Below are 24,327 nucleotides of genomic sequence, written 5' to 3'. Positions count from 1 at the left end.
TTAAAACCTCAATAAAATCTTGAATTGTTCGCGAACATCAGCACGCAAAGGAATGTTGATAGGGGTTTTGAGAATTTCCACACCACCACGCAGTTCACCAAATCCTAACCAAAGTTTGCCAGGGGGTGTCTGCTCTGCCACAGTGCCATGAACGAGGAGGGAAACAGAGGCGGCTTGTTTGTCCTCAACATCCTCAAAATCTGTGCGGGCTGCAAGAAACAACATTGTCCCTGTTGGAGAAGGATTAAATCTGTTGCCGCAATGGCTGTAGGCGCCCTCAATAGCTTGTTCAATAGGCTGGACAATGTTGCATCTGCGATAGCCAATCAGAGCATTGTTTGCGTCTCTTAAAGCCAAATAAAGTGTGCGGTTGCTAAACCACTCTGCCATAAGGATATCGCGTTCATGTTTTTTAACCGAACACCAAGGAAAATTCGCCAAATCCCAAGGGTAATCAATTTGGTTCCAGCTTAATTCCTCGTCTGTGTCATCAATCCAGTTGCCAATAAGCTTGCCTTCTTGTTTTGTGAGTGTGTGATTAATTTCTGTTGTGCGTCCAAAGGAAAACAGAGTGTCACGAGCTGTTAAGCGCACGCCACTTTCAAAATCCAGCATGCTGTCATCAAGGCGTGACATATCACCTTCTGTGGCCCCCACATCATAACTATAGGTGCTACGTCGAAAATCAGAGCGAAAGCTTTTGGAAAGGTCTACAATGGCTTCAATGGCTTCAAGGCTTCTTTGTTCAGGCAATTGGTTAAATTCAAGTTGAAAGGAATTCCACCATGCACGCTCAGACCATGCGGGTGTAAAGTGCGCAGAAAGTTCTAACCATTGAAGTCCCAACTCAATGGCTGCTACAGAGCCACGAATATTTTGCCAGGAAAGACCCTGGTCAATCAAATCATAAGAATTCGAGAAATAAGGCGTGAGTTCTTGTAAACCATATTCGTCAATTAAGAAAGGCAACCAAGATGGAGGGCGCGTGATGAATTTGGCACGCGAAATATCTTCGAGTGCCCTTTTAACTTGAAGATCAACAGCCATTGCATCAGCAAGGCAGCGTTCAAACAAGCTTGAATTTGGGGGCAATAACAACGAGACCATTAATAAGCGTGCCCCCGTAATGATAAGGCAATTTCCCCTAGTGCCACCGCTTCATGAGGGGCGACCAGAATATCCTTGCACGGTTGCTTTATCTCCACATGATGCACACCCTCAACCATTAAGCGACTGAGTATCCAACTTAAAGAGAGATCACGCCCTAGTCTCCATGTACGCGCCCACTCTTCTCTCAAATTCTGCTCTGCCTTTTCTAAAACAAAGGAGCCTTCATCCGGTAACAACCAAAGATCAGCCGAAATATCGATCACCCGCTGCACGGCACTTTTGACTAAGATGTGGTCATTGGTCATTTTAACATGGGGGCAATCAAGGGCTGCTTGTACCTTGGCAATCAAAGCCTCATCAGCCACCCCAGATGGGCTATCACTGAAAAGCGCCACATGAATAAGCGGGCTTTTGCCCACCCGATAAACAAAAGCATCTTTGACATGGGGATCACTGGAGAGGGCAAAATATTGGTAGCGGGGCACTGTGCCCCCTGTGGAATGCCCTTGCCTATTTAAGCGAATGCGGCGGCGAAACCGCGCATCATCTTCATCTAAAAGGCGCGTGACCCCATGAAAATCTCCCAAATGGTCTAAACTTGTTCCACGCGCAAATTCGAGCAAATTATCCCGTGCCACTTCATTAATCCGCTGGCGCAACAGCAACTCTTCATAAGCAGCCGCTTGTAATTGTATGACCACGGGGTCATAGGCGGTCTTTTCCACATTATAGGGGATATGATGGGCTGCAAAGACATCCACCAAACGCGCAATCTTTTGCTCTAAAATTGCTTCAACACAAAGCTCTTCAATCATTTGTGGCAGAGGGAGTTGTGAAAAGGCTAAATGTTCAAGCTCTGCCATAAAAAACCTCTAAAGGAAATTGCCTCTCTTGCCCATGGGACCAATCCCCCAAATGCCCATCGGGATAAAAAACACCTCTTAAAACAAAGTGGAATATTCCCTCACGCGTTGCTTTGTTAAGATCAATCCTTTGCAATGAGAACCCAGGCTCTCCGCATTCTGGATCATCGAGCGCGCAGGCAATGGCTTGATAAAGACACAAGATTGTTGCAGGATCAGCATTAGCGTCTTGGAACTCCCTAACATCACACCCATAATGGCGACGCAAAACCCGTGTTCCTATCCTTGTCATTAAACATTTATGGAGTGATTGTTGGCAATGGTCCCAATCATATAAGAGAGAGCCATCCTTTTCGCTTATCCCGCAACGCATGGCTTATGCCCCTTTGCTTGTCTTTGCGGAAGAAACCGTTGGAGCCGCAGAAACAACAGGGGTTGGTTTTTCAGCAATCTGACCAAGCAGCAAAGGATATTTTGCTGCCTCACCGCTTAAACGGATTTCTTCACCCTTGCCCGGTGAACGGTTGCCTGCAACAAAATCGGCATTGGTTAAAATAACATAAGTGTTCTCATGCATGATAAAACTCCTTTAAAGGGGGGAAGAGGTTGTGGAAGGACCGATTTTGACCCCGCCGTGTTTATGGCTTGCGCCAACAGAAATTTGATTGTGCTGTAAATCTTCTGCTTCAATCTGTACACTGCCCGTTAATGCAACACGGGTTGCTTGATGAGAAAGTATGAGACCTTGTGCACTCAAACGAATTTGGTTTTCTCCATGGGAGAGAATAAGTTCATCTTTTGTCATCCGCAAAGCGCCACCGGCATAACAGAGCGCAAGCTCTTGCGGCGAGCGTGCGGGGTTAGGCATATCCTCACTATAGCTATCGCGCACCACCAGAGAGGCAGAGCCAATTTCACCATGAGGGTTTAACAACCGCACCGGATCACCAATATTGAAAGGCATATTGCTGGAAACAGCCCCCGCCGCTTCTTGCGCTTGCAGCCAAGGCGATAAAACCGCTTGTCCATTGGCACTCTCAGAGAAAAGTTTCACCCGCACCCTATGACCATCAACTTGTACAACCCGCCCAATCATGTGCTGGTTGGCAAGACAGCGTTCAAGCGCATCAAGACGCTTCATGATTTGCCGAAAAGTATCACTTAAAAGATGTGCATCATTCATGCCCCCACCTCATTGTCCCGTGAGATCAACCCTGCCTTGAGTTGTCCCGCATCAGCAAAAATATCTTTTCCCAAATGATATAAATCTTGGTGCCATTCCACCACACTGATCGACACACCACGCTGCTTAATCGCCGCAGAGATAATGGGATCAATTGACACATCCCGCGGGGCACTCAAATGTGTCAATCCCCACAATTGCCCGCTATGGCATAAAACCGCAATAGCTTCTGCCAAAAGCCAACTTTGGATATCACGCTCTTTACCCGTGGTAATAATAAAAGCCCCTAAATGGAGATCCGCACTCTGCTGTCCAGACGCCACAGAAGTTAAGCGACTTTCTAAAACCGCAACACGCACAGCTGGTGCCACAAGCATCTGTGTTTCAAGCTCTTCTAAATTAAAACGTCCAAATTGACAGGCGCAATCGCGCAGATCCGGCAAAGCGCGTTTAAGGCTCTTTATCACCGCCTCACGAAAGGCATTAATACGCCCTGCTTGTGTGATCGTTTGACTCATGAAAACACCCTCTCAAGCCAATCCTCTGCTGCTTTGACAATTTCCACTTTATTTTGCTCTGAAAGCCCCAAATAAGGGCGCGCCGGCATGGTTACCTGATGTACACAAACAAAGCGGTGTGCTTTGCTGCTTTTCAGAAAAAAGCGCAGTGTCTTGCCATTTTTCGGGCGAATAACCCCACCCAATTGATGAATCCGCGCATAAACCAATCCACTCCCCACAATCACCTTTTCTGGTGAAGCTTTCATATCAATGGAGCGTGAGAGTGCCCCACTGGCAAAAAGAATAGAGGTACGGGCATGGTTGTTTTTCCACTTCTCTCCTTGGGGGGAGGTTTTTTCACTTTGAATCCGCCGCCTTGTGCTCTCTTGAATGAGGCGTCCAACCCCTTGTGCTAAAGTCCCCATCGAGGCATGAGCACTCTTTTGTAAAAAGGATAAGGCCGCTTCAAGCCCCGTCTCTTTAATCTCAATATGGGTTGAAACAGACATGTTATCTTCCCATCAAACGCGGTTTGGCATGAAAAAAAGCCCCATCACGAACCGGTCCATCTTCGCTCATAATTTTAGGCTCATCCACACCCAAACCCGCTTTGCCTTCTCCAATGCGTTTTAGCAAATCAACCGCTTGTTTGTAACGATCTTCAATGGTGGTGGTCAGTGCCGTATGGCGTATGGCTAAATTATAAACAGCAATATTGACACAAATCATGCTGAGAGCCGCCGGCTGTCCAGCAATGGGGACACAGTAGCGGTGAGACAAATGCACATCGATCTCACCACTTGCTTGGTTTAGCGCAAGATCAATAGCTTTTCTTAAAAGAACTGGATCAGAATGCTCATCCACCCCACATAAGTCGCTCAAGAAATCAGCACCCCAGAGCTCTTCAATCAATCTTTTGCTTGCATACGCCATTAAGTCTTTTCCTTAAACAACATCCTGCAGCAACACACCGGCATCTTTTGCGGCAACCAATTCACACACCCGTTCACCCACACGCACCCGTTTACCGCCCGATAAACCAATATCTGGATCAGAGATCACCCCAGAGATACGCTCACCCAATTGAGCACTAAAGCCCCAACTGATCACCGAACCATCCGCCTGTTGTTTGGTAGGGTCAATATAAAGCAGAGCAATCTTATTGCCCCAAACGCGCGCCAATTGCGCCGTACGCCCTTTGCGAGCTAAATTCACTTGCGATTCACCAATGAGTAAACGCTCAGGGTGTATTTCCATCAGATCTGCAAACTGTGCTTTGGTGACAAAACCATCAGCAGTCCCTCCCCCTTTAACGGCTTTGATGATTTTAGGGTGGCGTTTGAGTTTTGACCAAACAACTTTGCCCATCACAAGGGTGTTGGGCGTATAGATGAGACTTTTATCCATGGCCTCATCTAAAACAGCATAAGGGTCTGATTTTTCATAATCACTAAACTTATCCTCACCTTTAAGCGTTATCACCCGCTCTGGCGCATAATTTTTATTGTCTTGCACAAGCGCTGCCACCCGCACTTCACGCCCCAATTCCAGCAAATTGGCAAGCCCTTCCACAGCTGTCTTTTCGGGGTTATAACGAGAGCGCTTTTCTGCCCGTGCCCTTGCTGCTGCCTCAATATCGGAATTGGGGATGAGATCATCAAGCCCGTAATCTTTGACACTGGCTTCCCGTTCAAAGGCAGAAAATTCCACCACATTCGGGCGTCCTTTCCGCCCAACCTCAAGTTCCGGCACCGTAAAATTTTCCGCTAAGGGAAACTCACTATATTTAAACACCTCACTTAAAACACAAACACGGGGTAAAACTTTATCGCCAATAAGAGAGCCTGCTGGATTGCGATACCCAATAGCAATAGCGGTGAGTGTTGGATCAATGGGAAAAGGTCTGTTCATCATAAGCCTCGATTAATTAATTTTAAAAGAAATAACATCACCAGCAGAGCCATCACTCATGGCAATACCAATGGTGCGGTCTGCAGCTTCTGCCTTTATGGCGTGCCCTTTGGGGTCAGAGGTCAAAAAATCACCAAAGGAAACATTGCCCCCACAGATCACTTCGCCCCAGCCACATTGACCAACATCAAGCATCTCACCAGCCTTTGCACTCAAAGAGCCGGCAGTGCCTAATAATTTATCACCCTTTCCAGAAGCCGTTGCCACCATTCCCTCAGTTCGTGCTGCAACAATGCAATAAGGTGAAATTTCCCCAGCTGCGCGAAAAGATTTAATCAAAATCATCGTACTCATAATGGGCGCTCCTTTTGTTCACAAATATGATCGACCGCTTGGCTAATAGTGATGTCGAAGCCTTTTTTCTTCTGCTCTTCCTGATAATGACGTGCCGCAACAGCAACCTCTTCTGGAGCAAGCTTTGGTTCTTGTGCTAAGGCACACACTTCTAGAGGGCTTGTTGAGGCAAGCGCCGGCAATTTTTCTATCAAACTTTTAAAATGCTCCACGCCCCCTTCAAGGCGACAAAGCGCACGATATTCTGCGCGGGCAGCCGGCAAAATCTTGCCCTCTTCAATGGTTTTGTCTAAAAGGCTCTCAATGGTGGCATTTTTCTGCTCTTCTCGTAAAAGCGCTAAATCCTCTTGCGCCTTTGTTAATTGGGCACAAAGCTCAACACGTTCTTTTGCCCGCGTTGCAATACTTGCTAAAATTTCCGCAGGTTTTGCGTCTTCTGCCAACGATAGTGCACTGGCAATGGCTGTCAAATCCATCATTTTCTCCGTTAAGGTTATAGGGGGCTGTTCACGGCTTAAAGCCGTCATGACAAGGGCTGGACGGTTTACCAAACCAGCACCAGCTAAATTTAAAATTTCACCTTTCTTCGAATGGCGAAACTCAGGCGAAAGATAGCGATATTCCCGGGCAACAATCTTTTTAGCGGCCATATCGGTCCATTTAACCCGTCCCCAAATCGCACCATCCCGCTCTGCTAACTCTTCAATCCAACCGCTTGCCGGTGCTTCCAAGCCATTTCTCGCACGGTGATGTTGCCCATGCTCATAATCAATCACAAGCGGTCCTTTATTGGCTGCAAACGCTTTTAAAATGGTTTGCGGACGATAATGCCACTGCCGTCCATCACGCGCCTTCACATGGGGCGCTTTGGGCAACAACTCTACCCACTCAGGCGCTTGGCTAACGGTAACGTCTTGGCAAAGATCTATTAACGCGGCATAAAATGTCTCACCATGACATATCTCAACATGCCCATCTTCGCCATTTTCGTGAAATTCTTGCTCCATAAACATTGCCTATTGCTTTACAATTATCATTGGCAATACAATGCATGAAACCGCTTCACCTTATAAGTCTGACACTGTCAGTCAAAAGGGCGTTTCTTAAAAAAAACACCCGTTTAAAAAAGGATGCGTTTTAAAAAGTACCGGCACTCTTTTCTCCTCTTATGACTTGTAAAAGAAAATATCCGTTTCAAACTCTCTCATAAAATCGTTTTCAAAGGCACTTCAAAGGCGATAGAGCGCCGTTGTGAAGTTAAAGGTACAATTTATCACTCCACACAAAAAAGCCTCTCTCAAGCCGTTTTTTAAAGATTGCTTTTTGGCTTAAAAACATTATATCATTGAATGTAAGGCGTGAGCCAGTTTTGCCAGGACGGTTTTACCGTATCTGCGAGGAGTTGACCGCCCTCCACGCCTTCTCATTTTTCCTCACACACCAGTTTCTTCTCACAAACACCAACAGAGCTTTACGGTGTTCTCTTTACAACAACCGTTCGTCCTTCTTTTTCCTTTTAAAGAAAACACCCCCAAGTCAAACACTCTTAATAAAAGTCAAACACTCTTATAAAATTGTTTTCAAAGACACTTCAAAGGCGATAGAGCGCCATTTTTTTTAAAGATTGCTTTTGAACGTTGAAACTGTTACATTGCTCACGAGGCGTGAGCCAGTTATGCCAGGACGGTTTTACCGGATCTGCGAGGAGTTGACCGCCCTCCACGCCTTCTCGTTTTCCCCATCTCGACCCTTCTCTGCAAAGCCAACATGGTTTTTCTCAAAGTGTTTTTTGAGAGATTGCTTTTAAACTTTTAAACTGTTACATTATCCACGAGGCGTGAGCCAGTTATACCAGGACGGCTTTGCCGGATCTGCGAGGAGTTGACCGCCCTCCACGCCTTCTCATTTTTCCTCACACACCAGTTCCTTCTTTGCAAAGCCAACAGAGCTTTACGGTATTCTCTTTACAACAACCGTTCATCCTTCTTTTCAGCCGCGTTTAATAAACGTTGAATTTCGCGAAAGCTCTTTTTATGCATCGAGATAAGCCACCACTCTTGTTTGCTTGCTACCCATTTGACTGCAAAGCGCCACCATGCCCCACCACTTTCACCCAAAAACACAACACTCTGTGCATCTTTTCGTCTAATAACACCATGGGGTTTTATGAATGTTTGAATGGCGCCACGAAAATCATCCAAGCGAAGAGACCGCGCTTGATGCTCTAACAAAATATGTTTCACACTGTCTGAAGATAAGCGAATAAGAGAGTCCTCCGCTGCAAAAACATCACGCACCTTTTGGATCATGGGGGCAATAGGAATAAATCCACGCGGCATATGTCCTTCAAACATCGCTTCCAAAAGTGGTGAACCCACAATATCTTCAATGGCAATGCGTTTCTGATTGTCCCCCATGGCAGCAATTTTATCACTCAAAAAATTGCTTAAATTTTGCGCCCGATGTTTTCCAGGGTTCAAATGCCAACCAGGATCAATTCCCTTTGGTATCTTTTCAACTTGTCCCGTCCGCTTATTGTGCCAAACCTTCTGTTCCACTTGGAGAGGCGCTGCCCCCTCTTCATAGCCTAAATTGTCCGCCTCATAACGGCTTACTTGCCGCACACTACATTTACACCGCCAACCATTGGGCGGATAAAGCCAATCCCAAATGGGATCATCAACAGGCGCCGTAAACCCCACCCAACTTTCATGTTCTAAACGCTTATGCTCTGAACTTGATAAAGCATAGGTGAGATAGGGCAAAAACTCTTTATTATTTTGTGTGCGCTCCCATTCACCTGCCGCATGCGCACTCATGGTATTGGCCCAATAGACCGTTTCTAAACGTCGCGGGCTCCCCAATTGCACCACGCTCTTTTCACCCGTTTTCGGATCACGCGCTAATTTTTTCCCCCACCACCCTTTTTCCTGCAAAATCGGCATCAGATTTTTTTGAAACTCTTGAAACGGAACTTGATGCTTTATGGCGTCTCCAACCGCTTGCTTAAAATCCTCTAAAATGTCATAGCCTACCGATTTTGCCACCGTAAAGGAAAAGGCATGTTCTTCTGGTGCTATATCCCGCCAATCAAAACTTGGAACAAGCGCTTTGGCTTCAAAATAACGGGTCACCTCTTTAGGGGCCGTTTTAAAAAGTTCCTCATCCATGATACCCCAGCCCACGTGCAATCATCTGCACCTTTGCCAAGCGTGCTGCTAAGGCATGATGATCCATCTCGCCCAACAATTCATCTAAGCCTTTAAGGATATCCTCATAACTTTTAGCCTCTCTCACAAGCTTTTTAAAAGGCTCTAAAAGGGGTTCTAAATCCTCTTCCCAGTCGCTTAAAGCTTCTGCAGAAAGCCGGTCCAATTCGTCGTGATGTTTTCCACCCTGCTCTCTTTCGCCCTGCTTTCTTGTCACAGAAATATCAACAACACCCCCACAATCAGCACAAACATCTGCCTTTTGTTGCCCGGCATCATCAGGCGCAAGGGAAGGAGCCTTTAAAACATCCTCTCCCTTTTTGGGTTGCGAAAAGCCAATCTTATTGCGCACTTCTTGCGCCCCCACATGCAACCCCAAGGGAACAAGTTTTTCCAAAGCATCACTGATGGCTTTAATATCTTCATTTTCTGAAATCGGCCAATAGACAAGCGGAGGGCGCTCTTGGGGTCCAAAATTAATCTCAACAAAGGGCACAATTAAATCACGATTAGCTGTCAAGGCTAATTGGCGTGCATCAGCTCTTGCAATATCATGGCGTACATTTTCATGAATGCGGGCTTGCGAAAAAGACGAACCATCGTCTGTCGTCATGGTTTGCCCCAATACCCCTTTAGAAATCTGCCGATCTAAATATTCAGCCTTCGCAGCAAAAACCGCATTGCCACTGCCCCCTGCTGCTTCAATAAATTCAATCTCCATCTCTTTGGGAATAATCGCCGCCGCATCACTGGATAAATCACGTACCGCTTGAATGAGAACCCGCCGCTCCTCATGAGAAGAGCTTGCCCCATATTTACCAACACGCAAAGGCATGCCATAAACTTCTAAAAATGCCATCCAATCTTTCAACGTATAAGACTTGAAGAGAAAGGCCCAAGCCGCAAGACGTGCAAGTCCAGAACGGATAGGCAAACCGCTTTTAAGCTTGGGTCTGTGAATAGAAAATTTATAAGCAGGCAATTCACTTCCATGCAAAGACCCCTCTTCTTTTAAACGCAAATGAAAGCCATCCCGCCGATCCAATTGAAAAAACCGCTGGTCACGCCATTTCCAAGCAACCGGCCACCATTCCTTGGCACTCTTGTCCCACAAAGTTTCAACAACCGCATAGCCTTTTCCCAAAGCATCTAATAAATCCGTTACATAATCATCAACAAAAGTAGGCGCACTGATCACTTCCCGCACCGCATCGGCTATCTTTTTATCCAATGCACTGTTGCTTGCGGCAATCACCCCAGGCTCTACCCCTGTGAGAGCATTTTTACGCATGCCAAGCACAGCACGATAATGCAAATCACGCTCTTCCATATCATCGGCAAGTTGGAAAAACTGCTCTGGAGCCCCCCTTGCTGCCTGCTGCAAAATATCAGCAAGTTGCGCAGGGGTCAGACCACTCACAACAGTTTGTGACCACACATCACGAACACCCCCAACGGTAGGGCTTGCGACTTCCCGTTCCAATCCTTTGATATTGAGAGCCCTGCCCCATTGGTCTAAAAGTTTTACCATCTCATTATCCCATCAATAAATCTTTGATCGCATCGTTGAAAAATAAGCGGTTGAAAAGAGCGGACTTTCATCAAAACCATAAACCTCTCTCACAGGCGTATATTCGTAAATTTCAGGTGTCTGCCGGCTGGAAAAATAAGCCAAAGCGCAAGCAATAGCGCTATCCCCATGGCGCATAAAACCATCACTGCCTTTAAAGCGATGATTGTCTGGAATTTTGACAATGCCATTGACATAAGCAAGCGCTTGATGATCAGCAACAATATCGCTATCGCGCGGCAAAACAATCGTCCCATCCCCAAAGGCTTCTAAATAAGCCGGCATTTCCTTGCCATACCAACTTTGTGACAAGGACACTTCCTTGACAAGACCCCCATAACGCTGTGCCGCTTTTTCCGCTAAATAAGCCCCATTGCCCCGCGCATCTAACGCACCACCCAACAAACGTGGCAGTCCACCCACAACATAAAATAAAATCTCTCTTTGTTGATCAAACGGCATATTGCGCAATTCCACCATAAACCGCACACGGCGCACCAAATCTTGTCCCACTTCCATCACCACAATGGAGGTGGCATCACCAGACCTAGCAAAATCAACACCAAAAACATGTTGACGCCGCCGATCAAGCCTAGAATGCAAAGGCTTGATATGCTTCTCACACCAAGAAAAAGCAACTATACTTCGTTGATGTTCCGATTGGTTTTTAAAATCATCCACACAAGCAAAACGCAACACCGCAATATCTTTCGCACAACAATTTTCAATTTGCAAACGCGTTAAAGCCGCCCCTTCTTGATCCGCCGGTATGGCATCTAACTCTTGGCGCATAGCAGCCAAACGCACCCCATAAGAAGCACGAATTTGCTCTTCCCATTGTTGTTCTGCTCCCCTACTCCATACCGCCCCCTTCATCGCGCAAACCCGTTTAAACAAACCATTTTTAACAGCCTCACCAAAAGGGTAACGATGCAGAGAAAAAGGAACCTTGCCTGCTTTTGCCTCACGGATTAGCTCATTGAAAGGATTAAGCACACCATTATGGGTGGAGATCACACGGATTTTTCCCCCCCAAATAAGCAAAGCATTCACCGCATCCAAAACAGCGCGTACATCTTGATGAAACGCCGCCTCATCAATCACCACAATGCCCTGTAGTCCCCGAATATTTTCAGGGCGGCTTGAAAGCGCTTCAATACGAAACCCAGAAGCAAATCGTACCCGATACGCAGAGATATATTTCGTGGAACCATCCGCCCTTTGATCTGAGAATAAAAATTCCTCGACATCCCCACTGTGGCTTGTAATTGCCGAAGCAAAATTGCTCACATAGCCAATAAATTCACGCCCCTTGTCTTTGGTGTCACCAATATAAAAAACATGATCACCCCCCGCTTCACGCGCCGCTGCCGCAATCAGTGTATCATCCAAAGCTTCTGCAAAAGTAATGCCGGTCCGCCGCCCCTTTTCCACCAATTTTAACGCAGACTTATCCTCAATCCATGCCCGTTGATGCGCCATCAAAACCCCTTCCGCTAAGGGATCACTCTCTTTGGGAAAAGTACTCCTCTGCCAAATGTCAAAGTGTGCCTGATCTTCAACAGCAGGGCTTCCACCCATCTGCCTTTCAGCCATGTTTTACCCCCAACACCTGCGCACGAATAGCCCGCGCTGTTTCTTCTGAAAGCCCCGCCGCTGCTGCTGCAGCGTCAACCGCTTTGCTTGCTTTTTGGGTAAAATCCTTCTCTAATCTTTGCCGTCTGGTGGTCGACAAATGTTCAGCCGCCAACACGCCTTTAAGCGCATTGGCCAATTCTTGGGCTGCCTTTGGTGAAAGGCTTTTTCCACTGCTCAATGTCGAAAAAATAAGCTCTTTAATCGCGGCGGCTGTCAACAAAGTGATATTATCAGAAGCCTTCGCATCAAAGCGTTGCGAAAGGCTTGCGGCAATTTCACGGGTTTGCTCCAAGCGCCTTGACATTACAGCCAAACGCAAAGAATAACGATTAAAACTGGAAAAGGAGGGAATAGAAAAGTTGAGACCCATTTCTTTTTTTAAAGCCTTCAAAGCCGCTTTAAACTCGCCATAAATAGCCATTTGCGTCTTTTCACGACCATTTAAAGCCTCAGCCGCCTCTGCAATAATTTGATCACAAACTTGCGGTAATAAATCAATCGCCGTTAAGCGGCCACGCCCGACCTTGCGCATCTTTTACCTCGTCTTTTATTGATAAACGTTTAGGTCGCTTAATCCCCTCAATCGAAAAGCTCCGGTCTAAATGACGCGCGCCCCGTTCCGTTAACGCCGCAAGCAAAACAGAACCCACACATTTTAACGTAACAGCCCCTTGATCTTCCATAAAAGCCAATTCATTGCGGACAAAATCACCATCCCGCCGGATACCGTAACTGTATAAAAGCCGCTCAATCATTGCACTCGATAAGGTTTCGCTCCGCTCACAAGCAAGCCCTTTTAAAATAATCAACCGCGCTTCTTCACGGATGATTTTATCCATATCTGCTTTCATTTCTTGGCATTCTCCAGTAAAAATTCTTGCAAGCGCTCACCAATGGCTGCCACCGGTTGTAATTGCGCAGAAAGCGTATTGAGGCGACCATTCAATTTCTCCATATTCACTTCCAACCTTTGCAGCGCATCACGATCAGGCAAAAAATCTATCTCTGTCTCTAACTTTTGCACACGCTCTTTAAGCATCATCATGTCTTTCAACATTTCCCGCGCACCAGAAGAAAAATAAGCTTTTAAAACCCCGCAAATGGCAACAATGGATAACAACAAAGACAACCAACCATTGGCCACACTAATATCTAAATTCACGCCCCCCTCCTTGATTTCATTAAAATCGCTTTAACCGCAGCTTTTCTGCGCTGTTCGCAGACTAATAAAGCAGCCCGATCACGCCCCCAATAATGCACCACTTCGCGTGTGTTCAAAGCACGTTCCGGCAACAATGAAGGCCGCTTACACGCCATGCGAACAACAGGCGGCAATTCAGACGATAAAAACGAATAAGAAAAGCTATCTCTTAGCTTGGGTGTTGAGCAAGCGCACACGCTCAAGCCCAAGACAACCGCTAGGAACAGTTGGCAAAACTGCATTGACCTCCTCCATTTTTGTAAGCTGTTGTTCCAAACGAGAAATCACCGCTTGTGCTTGAAGCCCTGCTTTTTGCGCAGCCTCTCTTTGCCTCTCTTGTTCAAGCCGTGCTTGTAAAGAAATCTTGGCAATCTCCAAGCGCCAATAGGCATCACGCGCCTTTTCCGCCTTTAAAACTTGCGCTTTCATAAAGCCAAAAGCCGCCAACATCACACCGCCCCAAAAAAGCAATCCCAAAGACAGTTTTGAAAGTGGGCTAAACATGGCACTTATCACCTCGTCTATAAACCATCATTACACCCGTACTTTGTGCTCTTATAGCGATTGAACGGCTTGCTATTGGAAAAATCCACAGAACCAAAACCACGATGCACGCCCAAATTCCCAACGATAATCGCCACCATGGAAGGAATAGAAATCGCCGCCATATCAACAATATGCGGTGCCCCCCACAAACCACCAGAAACGAGCAAAAAAATAACTCCCCAAGCAAACCAAAAGGACCACCATAAATAACGTTTCGAACCACGATAAGAGGGTTTCATGCTATCACCTCGCATGAAAACCCTAAAAGCTTTTTGGCGCGGTTCAAATAGGTTAAGCGTTGCACAAGTCCATTTCTTCCCCCATTAATTGCCTTGGTAATCCCCACGACATCATCTCGATCAGCAAGCTTATTCAAGCCTTTCATCTGCCAAAACCAAACAGCAGACCAAAGGGCTGCGGGAAACTTTTCCAGCACTTCTGGAAATGCCTCACAATCAACCGCTTGCCTATCGACTGAGCACCAAAACTGTGTAAAGCGTTGATAATTCTTCCGCCCCGTCAACTGGATCAAACCACGTCCCTTAAAACGCACCCCATCCCCAGGCTTAACATTGCCTAAATCACGCCGCCCCTCATAAGCACGCCCTGAGGCATATTCACGCAAGGTAAAAAAGCCATCACTCTCATGCGCACATTGGCTTAAAAAATGCGCAATGCGTAAACGCGTCGTTATCCCGCCATAAGACAAAACTTCAGGAAGCCCCTTTGCCATTTCAACGATAATAAAATCTTGGCGTGCATGATGCGCTAATTTGGGCGCAAGTTGATGAAGAAAAGAGGCATCTATTGAAACCATAACAAACCACTCAATGAATAAAATCCATCCGTAGTTTATGAAATCTCACGCCCCCATATAAGTCTGACACTGTCAGTCATTGAGGTCATTACCCGTCTCATGACCCTATTTTACAGCATCACAAGACACCCTAAACACTATGGTGAAGCTTAAAATCATTCAAACTCTGGAGTCATAAAACTCTGGAAATAACGAACCTTGGGAATCTTGCAAAGATATTTTCTTCTTTAAGCGATAGGCTGTGCGCACATGCATACCAGAAACAGCCGCCGCACTATCCGCAGACCAGCCTTTTTGCAAGGCTTTTATCATTTTTTGCCGCCGTGAAACATAGCTACAAAGAGGAATAAGAATCCGCACCCCCGAACCATTCAAACAAAAATAACCAATGAGTTGCTCAGCTTCTTCAAACCCTACAATTTCAATCAACCAATCCGCATTCTCAAGACGCCCGGGGAGATAAACTTGTCGCCCTCCAAAAGCCCGCACCATATTCCATGCGGCTTCCATACCCGCAACATCAGCGATTTCACGTAATATAAGGGGAACATGGTGATAATCTTCATCGTCCATGGCTAGCCTACCCCTCGCTTTGAACACCTTTTCGGATTTTCCGCCCCCAAACATTCATAACACGCATAAAATCGCCCCCACTCATCTCACAAAAAGCTTTACCACTCACCGCCATCACACTTTGTTGAAAAGCTTGCTCATCAAACAAGCAACCCTGATGCAAACGCTTCCATTGGGCACACAAAATGGCAATGCTTGGGTGTCTTCCCCATGAATCTTGGCGGCTTTTTCCTCTCCAGTCAACCCCACCCTCACGCTGCAACCAGCTTTTCAACGCCTCAATGGCTTTTGCAGCATCATCGCTATCGCGTAAAAAACGAATATGATCAATCCCTGTCTGTCTTTTGACAAAGGCAAGCAATGCCCTATCACAACGCTCGCGGATAATGCCAAGATTCCAGCCTGCAATCCATAAGGCTTGAAGCTTTTTGGCATATTTGCCTCTCAAAAGCTTGCCATTGACCCCACCCCCATAGGCGCGCATTTCTTGCATCACCAAACGCTGTTCTGAAAAATCCAAATCTTTTGCCGATTGTTTGCCTGTCAACCGAAAAAGCAGGGCGCGATAGGTCTCATCATCAAGACCTAACGCGCGTTTGCCCATATGAATAGCCGCTAAAGACATGCTATCCCCTTATGTCTTCGCCAAATCAAGCGTCACAGCCCGCCAAGGGCTTTCCAACGTATCACGCTCATAAAAACGCACATATTCTTTAGATGTTGTCACACGAATGGCTTCGCGGATCGCCCGCATCGCCTCATTCCAGCGAGGATCATCAATATCCAAACGCAACAGCATAAAGATTTCGCCGCGATTCACCTTGCCTTCCTTATCCGTATTAAAAGCACGCGTAATAATCGCACGGATTTCAGGGCGTGCATCCGCAGACCATTCATTCAAGCATTCATCAAGAAGGCTTTTGGCAATTTGCAATTGCGGACCAAAATCAAAGCTCTCTTGTACCTGCACCTTAATACGCTGCAAACCATCAAAACTGGTGTACGTACAATTGCCCTTTTTACCACGCCGCTCCACACCATATTCTTGCGCAAGCAAGCCATCAAAATCACTCAAATCCGCAAGCGTATGGTTGTTAAAACGCGCAATCCTTGCCGATAATTCCTTCGCATATCCCATAACCTTACGCACCGTTTCATCCTCAAGCAAATCCGCAGGGCGGATCAGACTTACCGGTACCAAAGCCCCTTTTGCATCTCTCATATAATGCACACCTTCAAGCTCAATTTGTTTATTCATCGCAAAACTCCTCCTGTGTTTCTTGAAACCGGCGAAACGGCACAACTTCACCTCGATGAGGCACACATCCCGCTTTTAATTGCCAACGACACCGCAAAAGCTCATGACCTAAAATGTGGTTATAACCCGCTAAGCGGCGTAAATAATCATTCAATTCTCTCACATCTTGTCCATGCAAAAAAATGCCATTTGTTTCATACTTCAAAAAGCCAGAGCGCAAAGCAATCAAGCAATCTCTCACCATATAAGGGTTCCGTTCCATTATTTTTCTCCTCCAAAATCCATATGAATAACTCTTCCTCTCTCACCCTCATCACTCTTGGAATGAGAAACTTTACAACGAGGCAAAACTTCTACAGCCTCCCTTTCTAAAACCGCATCAGCTTCGCTTAAGCGGTGAATACTCAGTTCCAATTCAAGCGATAACGCCAAATCAACGCACAATTTAAGCGGCTCTCCAATATCCAAACCCCGTTGATAATCATCATAAAGACCAACAAGCGTATTCGATAATTCCTTATTGCTTATCGAGATCATGCCAATTCCTCCACATCGCGGTTTTTCCATGCTGCTTTGACATGTTTCAGCGTCACCTCACTCCCATCTCCAAGCGCTGCCATACGTGCTAACATCATCGTCTTGTCAATTTGGCGTAAAGCCCCAGCTTTCAAACCAATACCGGTCAAAAACTTTATTGCACCAGCATCTTCAATCCCCCAATCATGAATACGCGCAGCAATATCTTCGCTATAAGGCTTGCGACGTTTTAAATGCATTGCCAATCGGCTTTTAATTTGCGCATAAGAGGGACCATTTTGACGATGAACAAGGCGCCCTGAAATCTCATCATTGCCCACCAAAGCAAGCCCTGTACCATTGATATCAACAAAATGACGCAACTGATTAATCGCCTCATCTGTTAAATTTTGCGCTTCATCCACAATCAGCAGTGTCCCCCCACCAACACGCTCTAATCTCTTGCCAATCGCACGCGTTAAGCGGGTGGGATTATATTCCACCACTTCCAATTCCGCTGCCATATCATTCAAAATACCATGAACACTGCGCGTATGCGGGCTTGCTGTCACAAGGTAAACATGCGGGCGGGTCGCGCGGTAATGGCGACACGTTTCCGTCTTACCATTGCCGGCATCAAGCGTAATCATCACCATATCACCCGTGCTTTGCGCCAGCGTTAAAGTGTCAATGATCTCACCCGCTATACGATTCTTTTGAAAAGCTGGCTTTTCGGGGATCTTCTCCAAAAAACCCGCCGTTTCTTTTAAAGCCTCAACCCATTGGTGAACCTTCGCATTCTGCTTACCCAATTGCCCTGCATAACTGCCCGCATACCACTGCGAAAACGTCCCATCCGGCATGCCGATGCGCCGCGCCACTTCTGCTTTCGTCCAATCATTCATTTGTGCCAGAGCTCTTACCGAATCCACAAGCGTGTTCCATAAAGCAATATCATCACTATTGCGGTTTTGCGCTGCCCCATCAGGCTGTTTTTTGGGGCGTGCCCAAGGATTTTTTTCAATCGTTGCATTTATCGCGTTTTTCATCTATAATCTCCCTCTCGTATTGATCTAGATATCGAATGGGTAGCTCAAACCTACCCATTCATTTTACTCCTCAAGCCGTACGCGATACTAAAACGGCTTCCTATAAATCCCCCTCTCCCCTTGGGAAAGTTGAATCACTCCATGTTCCTCACCTGGTCAGGAAAAGGCATCTGAAGATTTGCCTAAAAATTTGCCTAAAAATTTGATTGTATTGATTAAGACTGTGAAATGGATAAGATTCCTCCCCCCCCTTTCTTTAATGAATGCTTCAAGCCGTACGCCATACAAAATCGGCTTTCTTGTCCCCCCTTTCCTTCCTTCTCCCCTTTTCTTGTGAGAATTCTTGCAAATCCCCCCTTGTCTTATCCTATCGTTTAGGAAACTTGATCACTTCACGCCCCTCATCAGAGGCGGAAAGCCGTCTTAATGCTTTGTGCAAATGTTGACTAAATTCTTGGGGTTCCAAAGCTTCTTCATCCCCTAAATCTTCACAACTATTGGCTTTCAAAGCTAAATTCCCCCCATGGTTTGGCATCAAGCGGCTAACCTTTGGCTTAACAACAAGCTTGGATTTTGAACCATCATCCTTTTTCTCAAGGCGCCCATAAACATCAGCCAAGTGATCAGGCGCAAGCTTTGCTGCCAACTGTTTTTCGGCTTTAACTGCTCTCACATATTCTTTACGCAAACGCCCATTCAAACGCGCTGCCTGCTGGTCATAAAAGCCAACATCCGCAAGACATTCTGCCATGCAAAGCAACCGATTGTTCAAATCATAAACCCGTAAATCTTGGTGCAAATGATCTGGATCAAAGCGTACAATAACCTTCTTCCCCGCATACTCATTCAATGCCCGCGCCCAATAACGATTGCCATAAAAATGAATCTCCCCCGTCCCCTTTTGTGTCCGCAATGCCTCTGAGGTCAAAAGCCATAAAGCACGTTATGCTGCCGTTGCCTGCCGAATAATCGTCCCCTCTGCTTGCAAACTTTCTGCAAAAGTCTCATCAAAACTGCGCCCCGCACAATTAACCGCCTTACGCCCTGCTTGTGCATTATGCGCCACAATCTGCGCACCAACATGGGCTTTAAACGCTTCAAATTCTATCGCGCGCTTGCCATAATCTTCAGGCTTGGCATCCGGTTTATTGCCCGTATAAGCTCCCGCACAAAAAGGATGCTTCGAAATCGCCTCTGCCAAATCACGCCATGCCCGCTCAATCGGTTTAGACTGTCCGCTATAAGGGGTGGTCCATTGCAATTGCACACCCAAACTCGTCAAAAGCCCTTGCGGATCATCCGGCTTAATCTTAAAACGAAAGCGGTTTTGCACACCTCCAGAAATCCATTTGCTGGTAAAGGCACGCCCATTATCCAAGGTCATACGCTCCGGTATGCCATAAGCTTCCACCATATCCCCAATCACCAAACGTACGATTTCCCAACTCTCCGCATCCGATAGGCGCCATGATAAAATCTTGCCTGAATAAAGATCTTGTATCGCTATCAAATAAAGCCGCACAGGCTTTAAGCTCCACGGAACACGCACAAAAACATCCAACTTATGCCCGTCCATATTCACCGCTTGCAAAGCATGCAAACTCGAGCGATCACGCCGTTGTGCCGGATAAAGCTTCTTGGCTTTCTCCTCTCCCTCACGCGCCAACACCACAACCGCCTTAGAAATTTGCGCCTTAAAACGGCGGCGTAACGCCCGCTCTGAAGGAATAGGCGCCCACCCTTTCTCACGCGCCACCAAAACCATGCGTCGATAACATGCCGAAAAAGCAGGGCGGGACGAACGCAAATAATCCGAACACAAAACCTCCCAAGCCCCTTCATGACACTCAGCCCATTGGGACAAACGCTCCTCACCATAACAAGGCGCTAAAGCTGCCAACCAATCAGGGCGCTCATACCCTTCCACCATCTGCCGCCAATTAAAAAGCGACATCCGGCTCACCCCAAATTGCACCGCGCACAAACTTGCCGCATCATGCACACCCATACCGGCTTGAAGCAAATCATCCATAGAACAAAGCACCTTCAAACGCTCTTCACAACGGCTTTTATGCGCCTTTGAAAGCCCTTCATAACGCCCCCAAACACTTGTCTTTTGATCGCTTTCTTTTACACACCCACCACCAGAGCGCACCAACAATGCCGCCCGCGCCACTTCCGGTAATAAGGAAATGTGAACCTCTACAACAGGACGAGAAACCCCTTTAACTTTACGTGTCAAACCACTTTGATGACGCCATGTGGTCGCCAAAATCTTACGCAATCCGCCCTCACTCTTAGGCAACCCTGGCAAAGCCGCCTCTGCCAATTCAGCAATACAAAACCATTCCTTCATGGCTGCCCCCGTTTAATTTGCACCGGCGTTGCACGCATGGCTTTCAAGCGCGCCGCAATCTCACGCTGTTCCTGCTGGAGCCGCGCAATCTCTGCTAACCGCGCCTCATCCCCTTGCAACAGCAACAATCCATCTTCACTCACAACCTCATCCCAAAGCCAATAGGCTTCTGTCGCCCGCACAAAGGCTTTAAAACGCGGCAAAGAAATATCAACCTGCTTACTTTCTGCCACATACGCATCCAAACTCGCCTTACTTAAACAAGCAATCCCTAAATAATGCGCCATGCGCTCTGCTATCTCACTGCGCTCATGCCGGCATTCACGCAAAGCCCGCGCCATAGCGCGCTTTATACGAGAACGAAACCGCCCCAAATCAATCTGCGCCACCGGTTCACGACAAGGAAAAATGGGCTTTTGAAAAAAATCAAGTTGATGAGAACCACGCGTCTTCATGCCTGCTCCTCCCCCCGTTCTCTTGCAAGATAAGCGCAAAACCGCGCCCGTGTCTGCGCATCTGCCCTTTGCCACACCCCTAACAATTGGGCAAAAATCCGTTCTTGTTCATTAACTTTAGGGCTTATATTAACCCCGTTGACCAAATCAACAGCCCGCCGTAAATCTCCCTCAACCTGTTGCAAAGCAATCGCCACCCGCCGTTGCGAAACCGGCTCCATCCTCGCAAGCTTCAACAACTGCGCTTGATTATCCGCCAATGCCGTCCCACGCAAAACAGACCGCAACTCCGGCTGTAAATGTTGGGAAATGCGATTGAGAAGTTTCACCGACTCCTTCGATAAACCAATACGATCTGCCACATGTTTGGCAAAGTGCAAACTTTGCACTTTACCATTTAAGTCACCTTCATTTGGCAAAGGGTAAACTTTACCCTTTGCCACTTTGTCCCCTTCACACCCAGTTTCATGATGCTCTGAAGAACTATCATTTGGCAAAGGGACAACTTGTCCCTTTGCCACTTTGTCCTTTGTATATTGATTACCGTGGTCACCACCAACCTTAATCTCCCCATACTTCTTTTCCCACAATTCACGGTAAGTCTGCACAAATAAAGCACGGTCAATCACTGATAATTCATTGCGAAACAAGTTTTCTGCCACTTCTAAAAGCGCAGCATTGTCCTTATCCGCTTGCACCACAACCGCATCAATTTTGCTATAACCTAAAAGCTCCGCAGCCCGAAGCCGGTGCGCACCAGCAATCAGCGTGTAATTGCCTTCCCTAGCATTGGGCGTATGGCGCACCGTAATCGGATTCATCAATCCCTCCCGCGCCATTGATTGTGCAAGCGCCTTGGCATGCTCATCATCCACAGGGCGTATACGTTCGGGAACAACAATCAAATCTAAAGAAATCTCTTGAAACTGTGCCATCACGCCGCTGCCTTTCTGATCTCTTTAAAGAACAAATCCATCGCACGTCCTGCCCATCTTCGATAAGCTTTCGCAAAAACGGGTTCTTCCAAACGCCGATTAATCACTTGCATAGACAGAGAAATAGAAGTCCGCTGCCGTGCCTGTATCGCAACAATACGCCGCCGCGGCACCTCAAACTGATAATGCAAAATATGAATAACAATCTGTCGTGCTAACGCCGCATCAAATAAGCCATGCGGAGGGTCAATAATATACCGGATCGGCAGATGCTTAAATCCACTACTCACTGCTTTTAAAGAACAGGAAAGCATAATTTGTAATCGTTCAACTTCTGAATAGGGATTAACGATATCGCTTCTGGCATCTTGCGTCCATAAATTATAAGCAGCAACCATAACCACCCCCGATAAAGAAAACTTGACCAGCTAATCCTAAAAAACAACCCATCCAATCGGCTGCTCCATGATGCAACTCTATGCAATTTATCTGGCCTATTTCGTATTGATCTTTAGACATTGATAAACCTTTTCATCTTATGGTAATAAATTCATGGCAAATGCGTATGACACACGCAAAGCCGTGTAACGAGGTTCAAGCAGCATTACCGCGCAAAGCAGAATGCGCACGCGAATCTGTGTTGGCATGTTTTGCTGCTTTAAAAATGCGACGACGACTTTTGGGGTAGCGGTCGTAGAACACTTGCTCAACGGGCAAGCCAATAAAATCGGCAATGGCACGTTCGGCTTTCTCATTGGGTCGTGTCCAGATGTGTTGAACACTGGATGAGGAGAGTTGATACGCTTTCGCGAGCTCCGCCAAGGTCATATTCCGGCGGCGTAGCTCGGCTAAAATACTATGGCGATCCCATGTTTGTGTGGTTGTCATAACTTTCGCTCCTGCTTCAAACGGATGCTCAAACCATCCGTTTTTTGTGGGGTTAAATGTACAATAAACGCCCTCAATAGCGGGCGGTAATATGAGTTATGATTTACATTTATAAATTTGTCAACCCTAAATGTAAATCTGGAGTGATTTTTTTTGGCAAAATCTGAAAAAAAACCTAAAACAGAACTTGCAAAACGGCTATGTGAAGTACGGCTCGCTCTTGGTTTTACGCAGCGCAAGCAGTTTGCTGATCATCTTACAGTACCAGAAAGTACTATGTATAATTATGAAACTGGCTTACGAGAGCCGCCTTCATCAATGCTAGTCATTTACAAAAATATTTGTGGTATAGATGTTAATTGGCTTCTTACTGGTGAAGGTGAGATGTTTAGTGACATGGCAAAAGCGAAAGCTGCTGGTTTTAAAGCGCCTACCATTCCTACTGGACTCATGAAAAAACTCGGTCGCATAGCTTATACAACTTATCGCGATGCAAATATAAAACTCCCCCCTGAAGATATAGCGGAATTAGCGGCAGAGCTTTATAAAAAGTTACAAGAGCTTGTTCAAAACATCAACGACCCAGAAGAAGTCGAACTTACTTTGCCTCTTTTAAAATTGCATTTAAAGCGTCAAATCGAGGCTGAAAGTTCACATCTAGAAGCCACACAAGATACGGCTTAATGCCTCTTTAAATATGAAAAATGAAAGTGGAAATCTTTTTACTTTAAAAAAATCGTATAATATATTGATAAATAATGTTTTATTATCTTATTTTTGAGATTTCCACGCATATATGGAAATCTTTTTTGCTTTTTTGGTCATTTTTGGTTGATTTTGGAGTCAATTGAACTTTTGGATTGATTTTTTTCAAAGGGTCTTCAAAGGCGGTTTTCTGGGCTTTCACAGACTTTTTAAAAATCTTCAAAGGATTTTCACAGACCTTTCAAAGCTTTCTCTCATTTTTATCATGAAAACGCACTTTTTTCTGATTTTTGGTAATTTCCGCAATTTTAGGTGTCAAAATCTATTTTGACAAAACGCGCATTTAATGCTAAATTTTATGCATAAAAACAACAAATTATCACCTATTCCTAACTAATCCCACCTCTTCCCACTTAGTACAAAACCTACTGTCAAACTACAAGCGGGTTTTGTATATTTTGCCACCAGGTTTTGTACCAATTTATTTTCTTTTAAGGGTTTTTAAGGTGTTTTCAAAGGGTCTTTAAAGGCCTTTCAAAGGGTGTTTTAAGATTCGTCATTTTTTGTGAGAATCTATGGGTTTTTGCTTCTCAAGCATCGGATCATTATTTTGAGCTCAAGCGGATATTTCTGGAAAGTTGTCGTTATCCGTTAGGTCACTAAAGCATGTAAAGTCAGATTGGAAAGCAA

At 46.1% G+C, this 24,327-nt stretch carries 33 protein-coding genes and 1 pseudogene; 1 reads left to right on the top strand and 33 read right to left on the bottom strand.

Annotated elements, in window-relative coordinates:
* The 33 genes and pseudogenes from CER18_RS07785 to CER18_RS07630 form a co-directional block, all read right to left on the bottom strand.
* On the bottom strand, positions 1-1,107 hold the full coding sequence (locus CER18_RS07785) for a phage tail protein (protein WP_100129456.1): 1,107 nt from the start codon (positions 1,105-1,107) through the stop codon (positions 1-3).
* The gene (locus CER18_RS07780) at positions 1,107-1,973 is read right to left on the bottom strand and encodes a baseplate assembly protein (RefSeq protein WP_100129455.1); all 867 of its coding nucleotides are present in this window, start codon (positions 1,971-1,973) and stop codon (positions 1,107-1,109) included. The genes CER18_RS07785 and CER18_RS07780 overlap by 1 nt, the downstream gene beginning before the upstream one ends.
* Positions 1,960-2,346, bottom strand: a complete 387-nt coding sequence (locus tag CER18_RS07775; RefSeq protein WP_100129454.1) for a GPW/gp25 family protein — start codon at positions 2,344-2,346, stop codon at positions 1,960-1,962. Before CER18_RS07775 ends, CER18_RS07780 begins: the two co-directional genes overlap by 14 nt.
* 3 nt (positions 2,347-2,349) lie before the next feature.
* On the bottom strand, positions 2,350-2,550 hold the full coding sequence (locus tag CER18_RS07770; RefSeq protein WP_100129453.1) for a hypothetical protein: 201 nt from the start codon (positions 2,548-2,550) through the stop codon (positions 2,350-2,352).
* Positions 2,551-2,562: 12 nt separating this feature from the next.
* Positions 2,563-3,156, bottom strand: coding sequence for a phage baseplate assembly protein V (locus CER18_RS07765; RefSeq protein WP_100129452.1), 594 nt, complete (start codon positions 3,154-3,156; stop codon positions 2,563-2,565).
* On the bottom strand, positions 3,153-3,674 hold the full coding sequence (locus CER18_RS07760) for a hypothetical protein (protein ID WP_100129451.1): 522 nt from the start codon (positions 3,672-3,674) through the stop codon (positions 3,153-3,155). The genes CER18_RS07765 and CER18_RS07760 overlap by 4 nt, the downstream gene beginning before the upstream one ends.
* The gene (locus CER18_RS07755) at positions 3,671-4,165 is read right to left on the bottom strand and encodes a phage virion morphogenesis protein (RefSeq protein ID WP_100129450.1); all 495 of its coding nucleotides are present in this window, start codon (positions 4,163-4,165) and stop codon (positions 3,671-3,673) included. The genes CER18_RS07760 and CER18_RS07755 overlap by 4 nt, the downstream gene beginning before the upstream one ends.
* 1 nt (position 4,166) lies before the next feature.
* The gene (locus CER18_RS07750) at positions 4,167-4,589 is read right to left on the bottom strand and encodes a DUF1320 domain-containing protein (RefSeq protein ID WP_100129449.1); all 423 of its coding nucleotides are present in this window, start codon (positions 4,587-4,589) and stop codon (positions 4,167-4,169) included.
* A gap of 12 nt (positions 4,590-4,601) precedes the next feature.
* A complete protein-coding gene (locus tag CER18_RS07745) occupies positions 4,602-5,567 on the bottom strand; it encodes a capsid protein (protein WP_100129448.1) in 966 nt (321 codons plus the stop codon).
* A gap of 12 nt (positions 5,568-5,579) precedes the next feature.
* Positions 5,580-5,921: a DUF2190 family protein gene (locus CER18_RS07740; RefSeq protein ID WP_012231810.1), complete on the bottom strand. Its 342-nt coding sequence runs from the start codon at positions 5,919-5,921 to the stop codon at positions 5,580-5,582.
* A complete protein-coding gene (locus tag CER18_RS07735) occupies positions 5,918-6,928 on the bottom strand; it encodes a phage protease (protein ID WP_100129462.1) in 1,011 nt (336 codons plus the stop codon). The genes CER18_RS07740 and CER18_RS07735 overlap by 4 nt, the downstream gene beginning before the upstream one ends.
* A gap of 957 nt (positions 6,929-7,885) precedes the next feature.
* Positions 7,886-9,091: a phage head morphogenesis protein gene (locus CER18_RS07730; RefSeq protein ID WP_100129447.1), complete on the bottom strand. Its 1,206-nt coding sequence runs from the start codon at positions 9,089-9,091 to the stop codon at positions 7,886-7,888.
* Positions 9,084-10,661, bottom strand: a complete 1,578-nt coding sequence (locus tag CER18_RS07725) for a DUF935 domain-containing protein (RefSeq protein ID WP_100129446.1) — start codon at positions 10,659-10,661, stop codon at positions 9,084-9,086. The genes CER18_RS07730 and CER18_RS07725 overlap by 8 nt, the downstream gene beginning before the upstream one ends.
* Positions 10,662-10,673: 12 nt before the next feature.
* Positions 10,674-12,296: a hypothetical protein gene (locus CER18_RS07720; RefSeq protein WP_100129445.1), complete on the bottom strand. Its 1,623-nt coding sequence runs from the start codon at positions 12,294-12,296 to the stop codon at positions 10,674-10,676.
* Positions 12,289-12,870 carry a phage protein Gp27 family protein gene (locus CER18_RS07715; RefSeq protein WP_100129444.1) on the bottom strand — a complete coding sequence of 194 codons (582 nt, stop codon included), beginning with the start codon at positions 12,868-12,870 and terminating at the stop codon, positions 12,289-12,291. Before CER18_RS07715 ends, CER18_RS07720 begins: the two co-directional genes overlap by 8 nt.
* Positions 12,833-13,189: a VpaChn25_0724 family phage protein gene (locus tag CER18_RS07710; protein WP_100129443.1), complete on the bottom strand. Its 357-nt coding sequence runs from the start codon at positions 13,187-13,189 to the stop codon at positions 12,833-12,835. The genes CER18_RS07715 and CER18_RS07710 overlap by 38 nt, the downstream gene beginning before the upstream one ends.
* Complete coding sequence (locus CER18_RS07705; RefSeq protein ID WP_100129442.1) at positions 13,186-13,500, bottom strand: DUF2730 family protein; 315 nt, start codon at positions 13,498-13,500, stop codon at positions 13,186-13,188. The genes CER18_RS07710 and CER18_RS07705 overlap by 4 nt, the downstream gene beginning before the upstream one ends.
* Entirely contained in the window at positions 13,497-13,634 is a 138-nt protein-coding gene (locus tag CER18_RS10525) for a hypothetical protein (RefSeq protein ID WP_245410065.1), read from the bottom strand. Before CER18_RS10525 ends, CER18_RS07705 begins: the two co-directional genes overlap by 4 nt.
* Positions 13,635-13,701: 67 nt before the next feature.
* A complete protein-coding gene (locus CER18_RS07695; protein WP_100129440.1) occupies positions 13,702-14,043 on the bottom strand; it encodes a hypothetical protein in 342 nt (113 codons plus the stop codon).
* A 17-nt stretch (positions 14,044-14,060) separates the two neighbouring features.
* A complete protein-coding gene (locus CER18_RS07690; protein ID WP_100129439.1) occupies positions 14,061-14,324 on the bottom strand; it encodes a hypothetical protein in 264 nt (87 codons plus the stop codon).
* Complete coding sequence (locus CER18_RS07685) at positions 14,321-14,902, bottom strand: glycoside hydrolase family 19 protein (RefSeq protein ID WP_100129438.1); 582 nt, start codon at positions 14,900-14,902, stop codon at positions 14,321-14,323. Before CER18_RS07685 ends, CER18_RS07690 begins: the two co-directional genes overlap by 4 nt.
* Positions 14,903-15,061: 159 nt before the next feature.
* Entirely contained in the window at positions 15,062-15,475 is a 414-nt protein-coding gene (locus tag CER18_RS07680; protein WP_100129437.1) for a helix-turn-helix domain-containing protein, read from the bottom strand.
* Between the two features lie 7 nt (positions 15,476-15,482).
* Positions 15,483-16,100 (bottom strand): regulatory protein GemA, encoded by a 618-nt coding sequence (locus CER18_RS07675; protein WP_100129436.1) that lies wholly within the window; start codon positions 16,098-16,100, stop codon positions 15,483-15,485.
* Positions 16,101-16,109: 9 nt separating this feature from the next.
* Positions 16,110-16,733 (bottom strand): DUF3164 family protein, encoded by a 624-nt coding sequence (locus tag CER18_RS07670; RefSeq protein ID WP_100129435.1) that lies wholly within the window; start codon positions 16,731-16,733, stop codon positions 16,110-16,112.
* Entirely contained in the window at positions 16,726-16,995 is a 270-nt protein-coding gene (locus tag CER18_RS07665) for a hypothetical protein (RefSeq protein WP_100129434.1), read from the bottom strand. Before CER18_RS07665 ends, CER18_RS07670 begins: the two co-directional genes overlap by 8 nt.
* Positions 16,995-17,270 (bottom strand): hypothetical protein, encoded by a 276-nt coding sequence (locus tag CER18_RS07660; protein ID WP_100129433.1) that lies wholly within the window; start codon positions 17,268-17,270, stop codon positions 16,995-16,997. Before CER18_RS07660 ends, CER18_RS07665 begins: the two co-directional genes overlap by 1 nt.
* On the bottom strand, positions 17,267-18,298 hold the full coding sequence (locus CER18_RS07655) for an AAA family ATPase (protein WP_100129432.1): 1,032 nt from the start codon (positions 18,296-18,298) through the stop codon (positions 17,267-17,269). Before CER18_RS07655 ends, CER18_RS07660 begins: the two co-directional genes overlap by 4 nt.
* A gap of 367 nt (positions 18,299-18,665) precedes the next feature.
* Positions 18,666-20,654 (bottom strand): annotated as a pseudogene (locus CER18_RS07650) (transposase domain-containing protein).
* Positions 20,651-21,109, bottom strand: coding sequence for a hypothetical protein (locus tag CER18_RS07645; protein WP_100129431.1), 459 nt, complete (start codon positions 21,107-21,109; stop codon positions 20,651-20,653). The pseudogene CER18_RS07650 and the gene CER18_RS07645 overlap by 4 nt, the downstream one beginning before the upstream one ends.
* The gene (locus CER18_RS07640; RefSeq protein ID WP_100129430.1) at positions 21,106-22,044 is read right to left on the bottom strand and encodes a ParB/RepB/Spo0J family partition protein; all 939 of its coding nucleotides are present in this window, start codon (positions 22,042-22,044) and stop codon (positions 21,106-21,108) included. The genes CER18_RS07645 and CER18_RS07640 overlap by 4 nt, the downstream gene beginning before the upstream one ends.
* A complete protein-coding gene (locus tag CER18_RS07635; RefSeq protein ID WP_100129429.1) occupies positions 22,044-22,442 on the bottom strand; it encodes a hypothetical protein in 399 nt (132 codons plus the stop codon). Before CER18_RS07635 ends, CER18_RS07640 begins: the two co-directional genes overlap by 1 nt.
* Entirely contained in the window at positions 22,426-22,563 is a 138-nt protein-coding gene (locus CER18_RS10070; RefSeq protein ID WP_180299406.1) for a hypothetical protein, read from the bottom strand. Before CER18_RS10070 ends, CER18_RS07635 begins: the two co-directional genes overlap by 17 nt.
* Before the next feature lie 75 nt (positions 22,564-22,638).
* On the bottom strand, positions 22,639-22,932 hold the full coding sequence (locus tag CER18_RS07630; protein ID WP_100129428.1) for a helix-turn-helix domain-containing protein: 294 nt from the start codon (positions 22,930-22,932) through the stop codon (positions 22,639-22,641).
* A gap of 153 nt (positions 22,933-23,085) precedes the next feature.
* Between CER18_RS07630 and CER18_RS07625 the strand changes: the two genes are divergently transcribed.
* A complete protein-coding gene (locus CER18_RS07625; RefSeq protein WP_100129427.1) occupies positions 23,086-23,616 on the top strand; it encodes a helix-turn-helix domain-containing protein in 531 nt (176 codons plus the stop codon).
* The last annotated feature ends 711 nt before the right edge of the window (positions 23,617-24,327 follow it).

It is taken from the genome of Bartonella tribocorum, from assembly GCF_002777915.1.
Taxonomy (GTDB): domain Bacteria; phylum Pseudomonadota; class Alphaproteobacteria; order Rhizobiales; family Rhizobiaceae; genus Bartonella; species Bartonella tribocorum_A.
The sequence above is the reverse complement of the archived record's forward strand: the minus strand, read 5'-3'. Positions and strand labels throughout refer to the sequence as shown.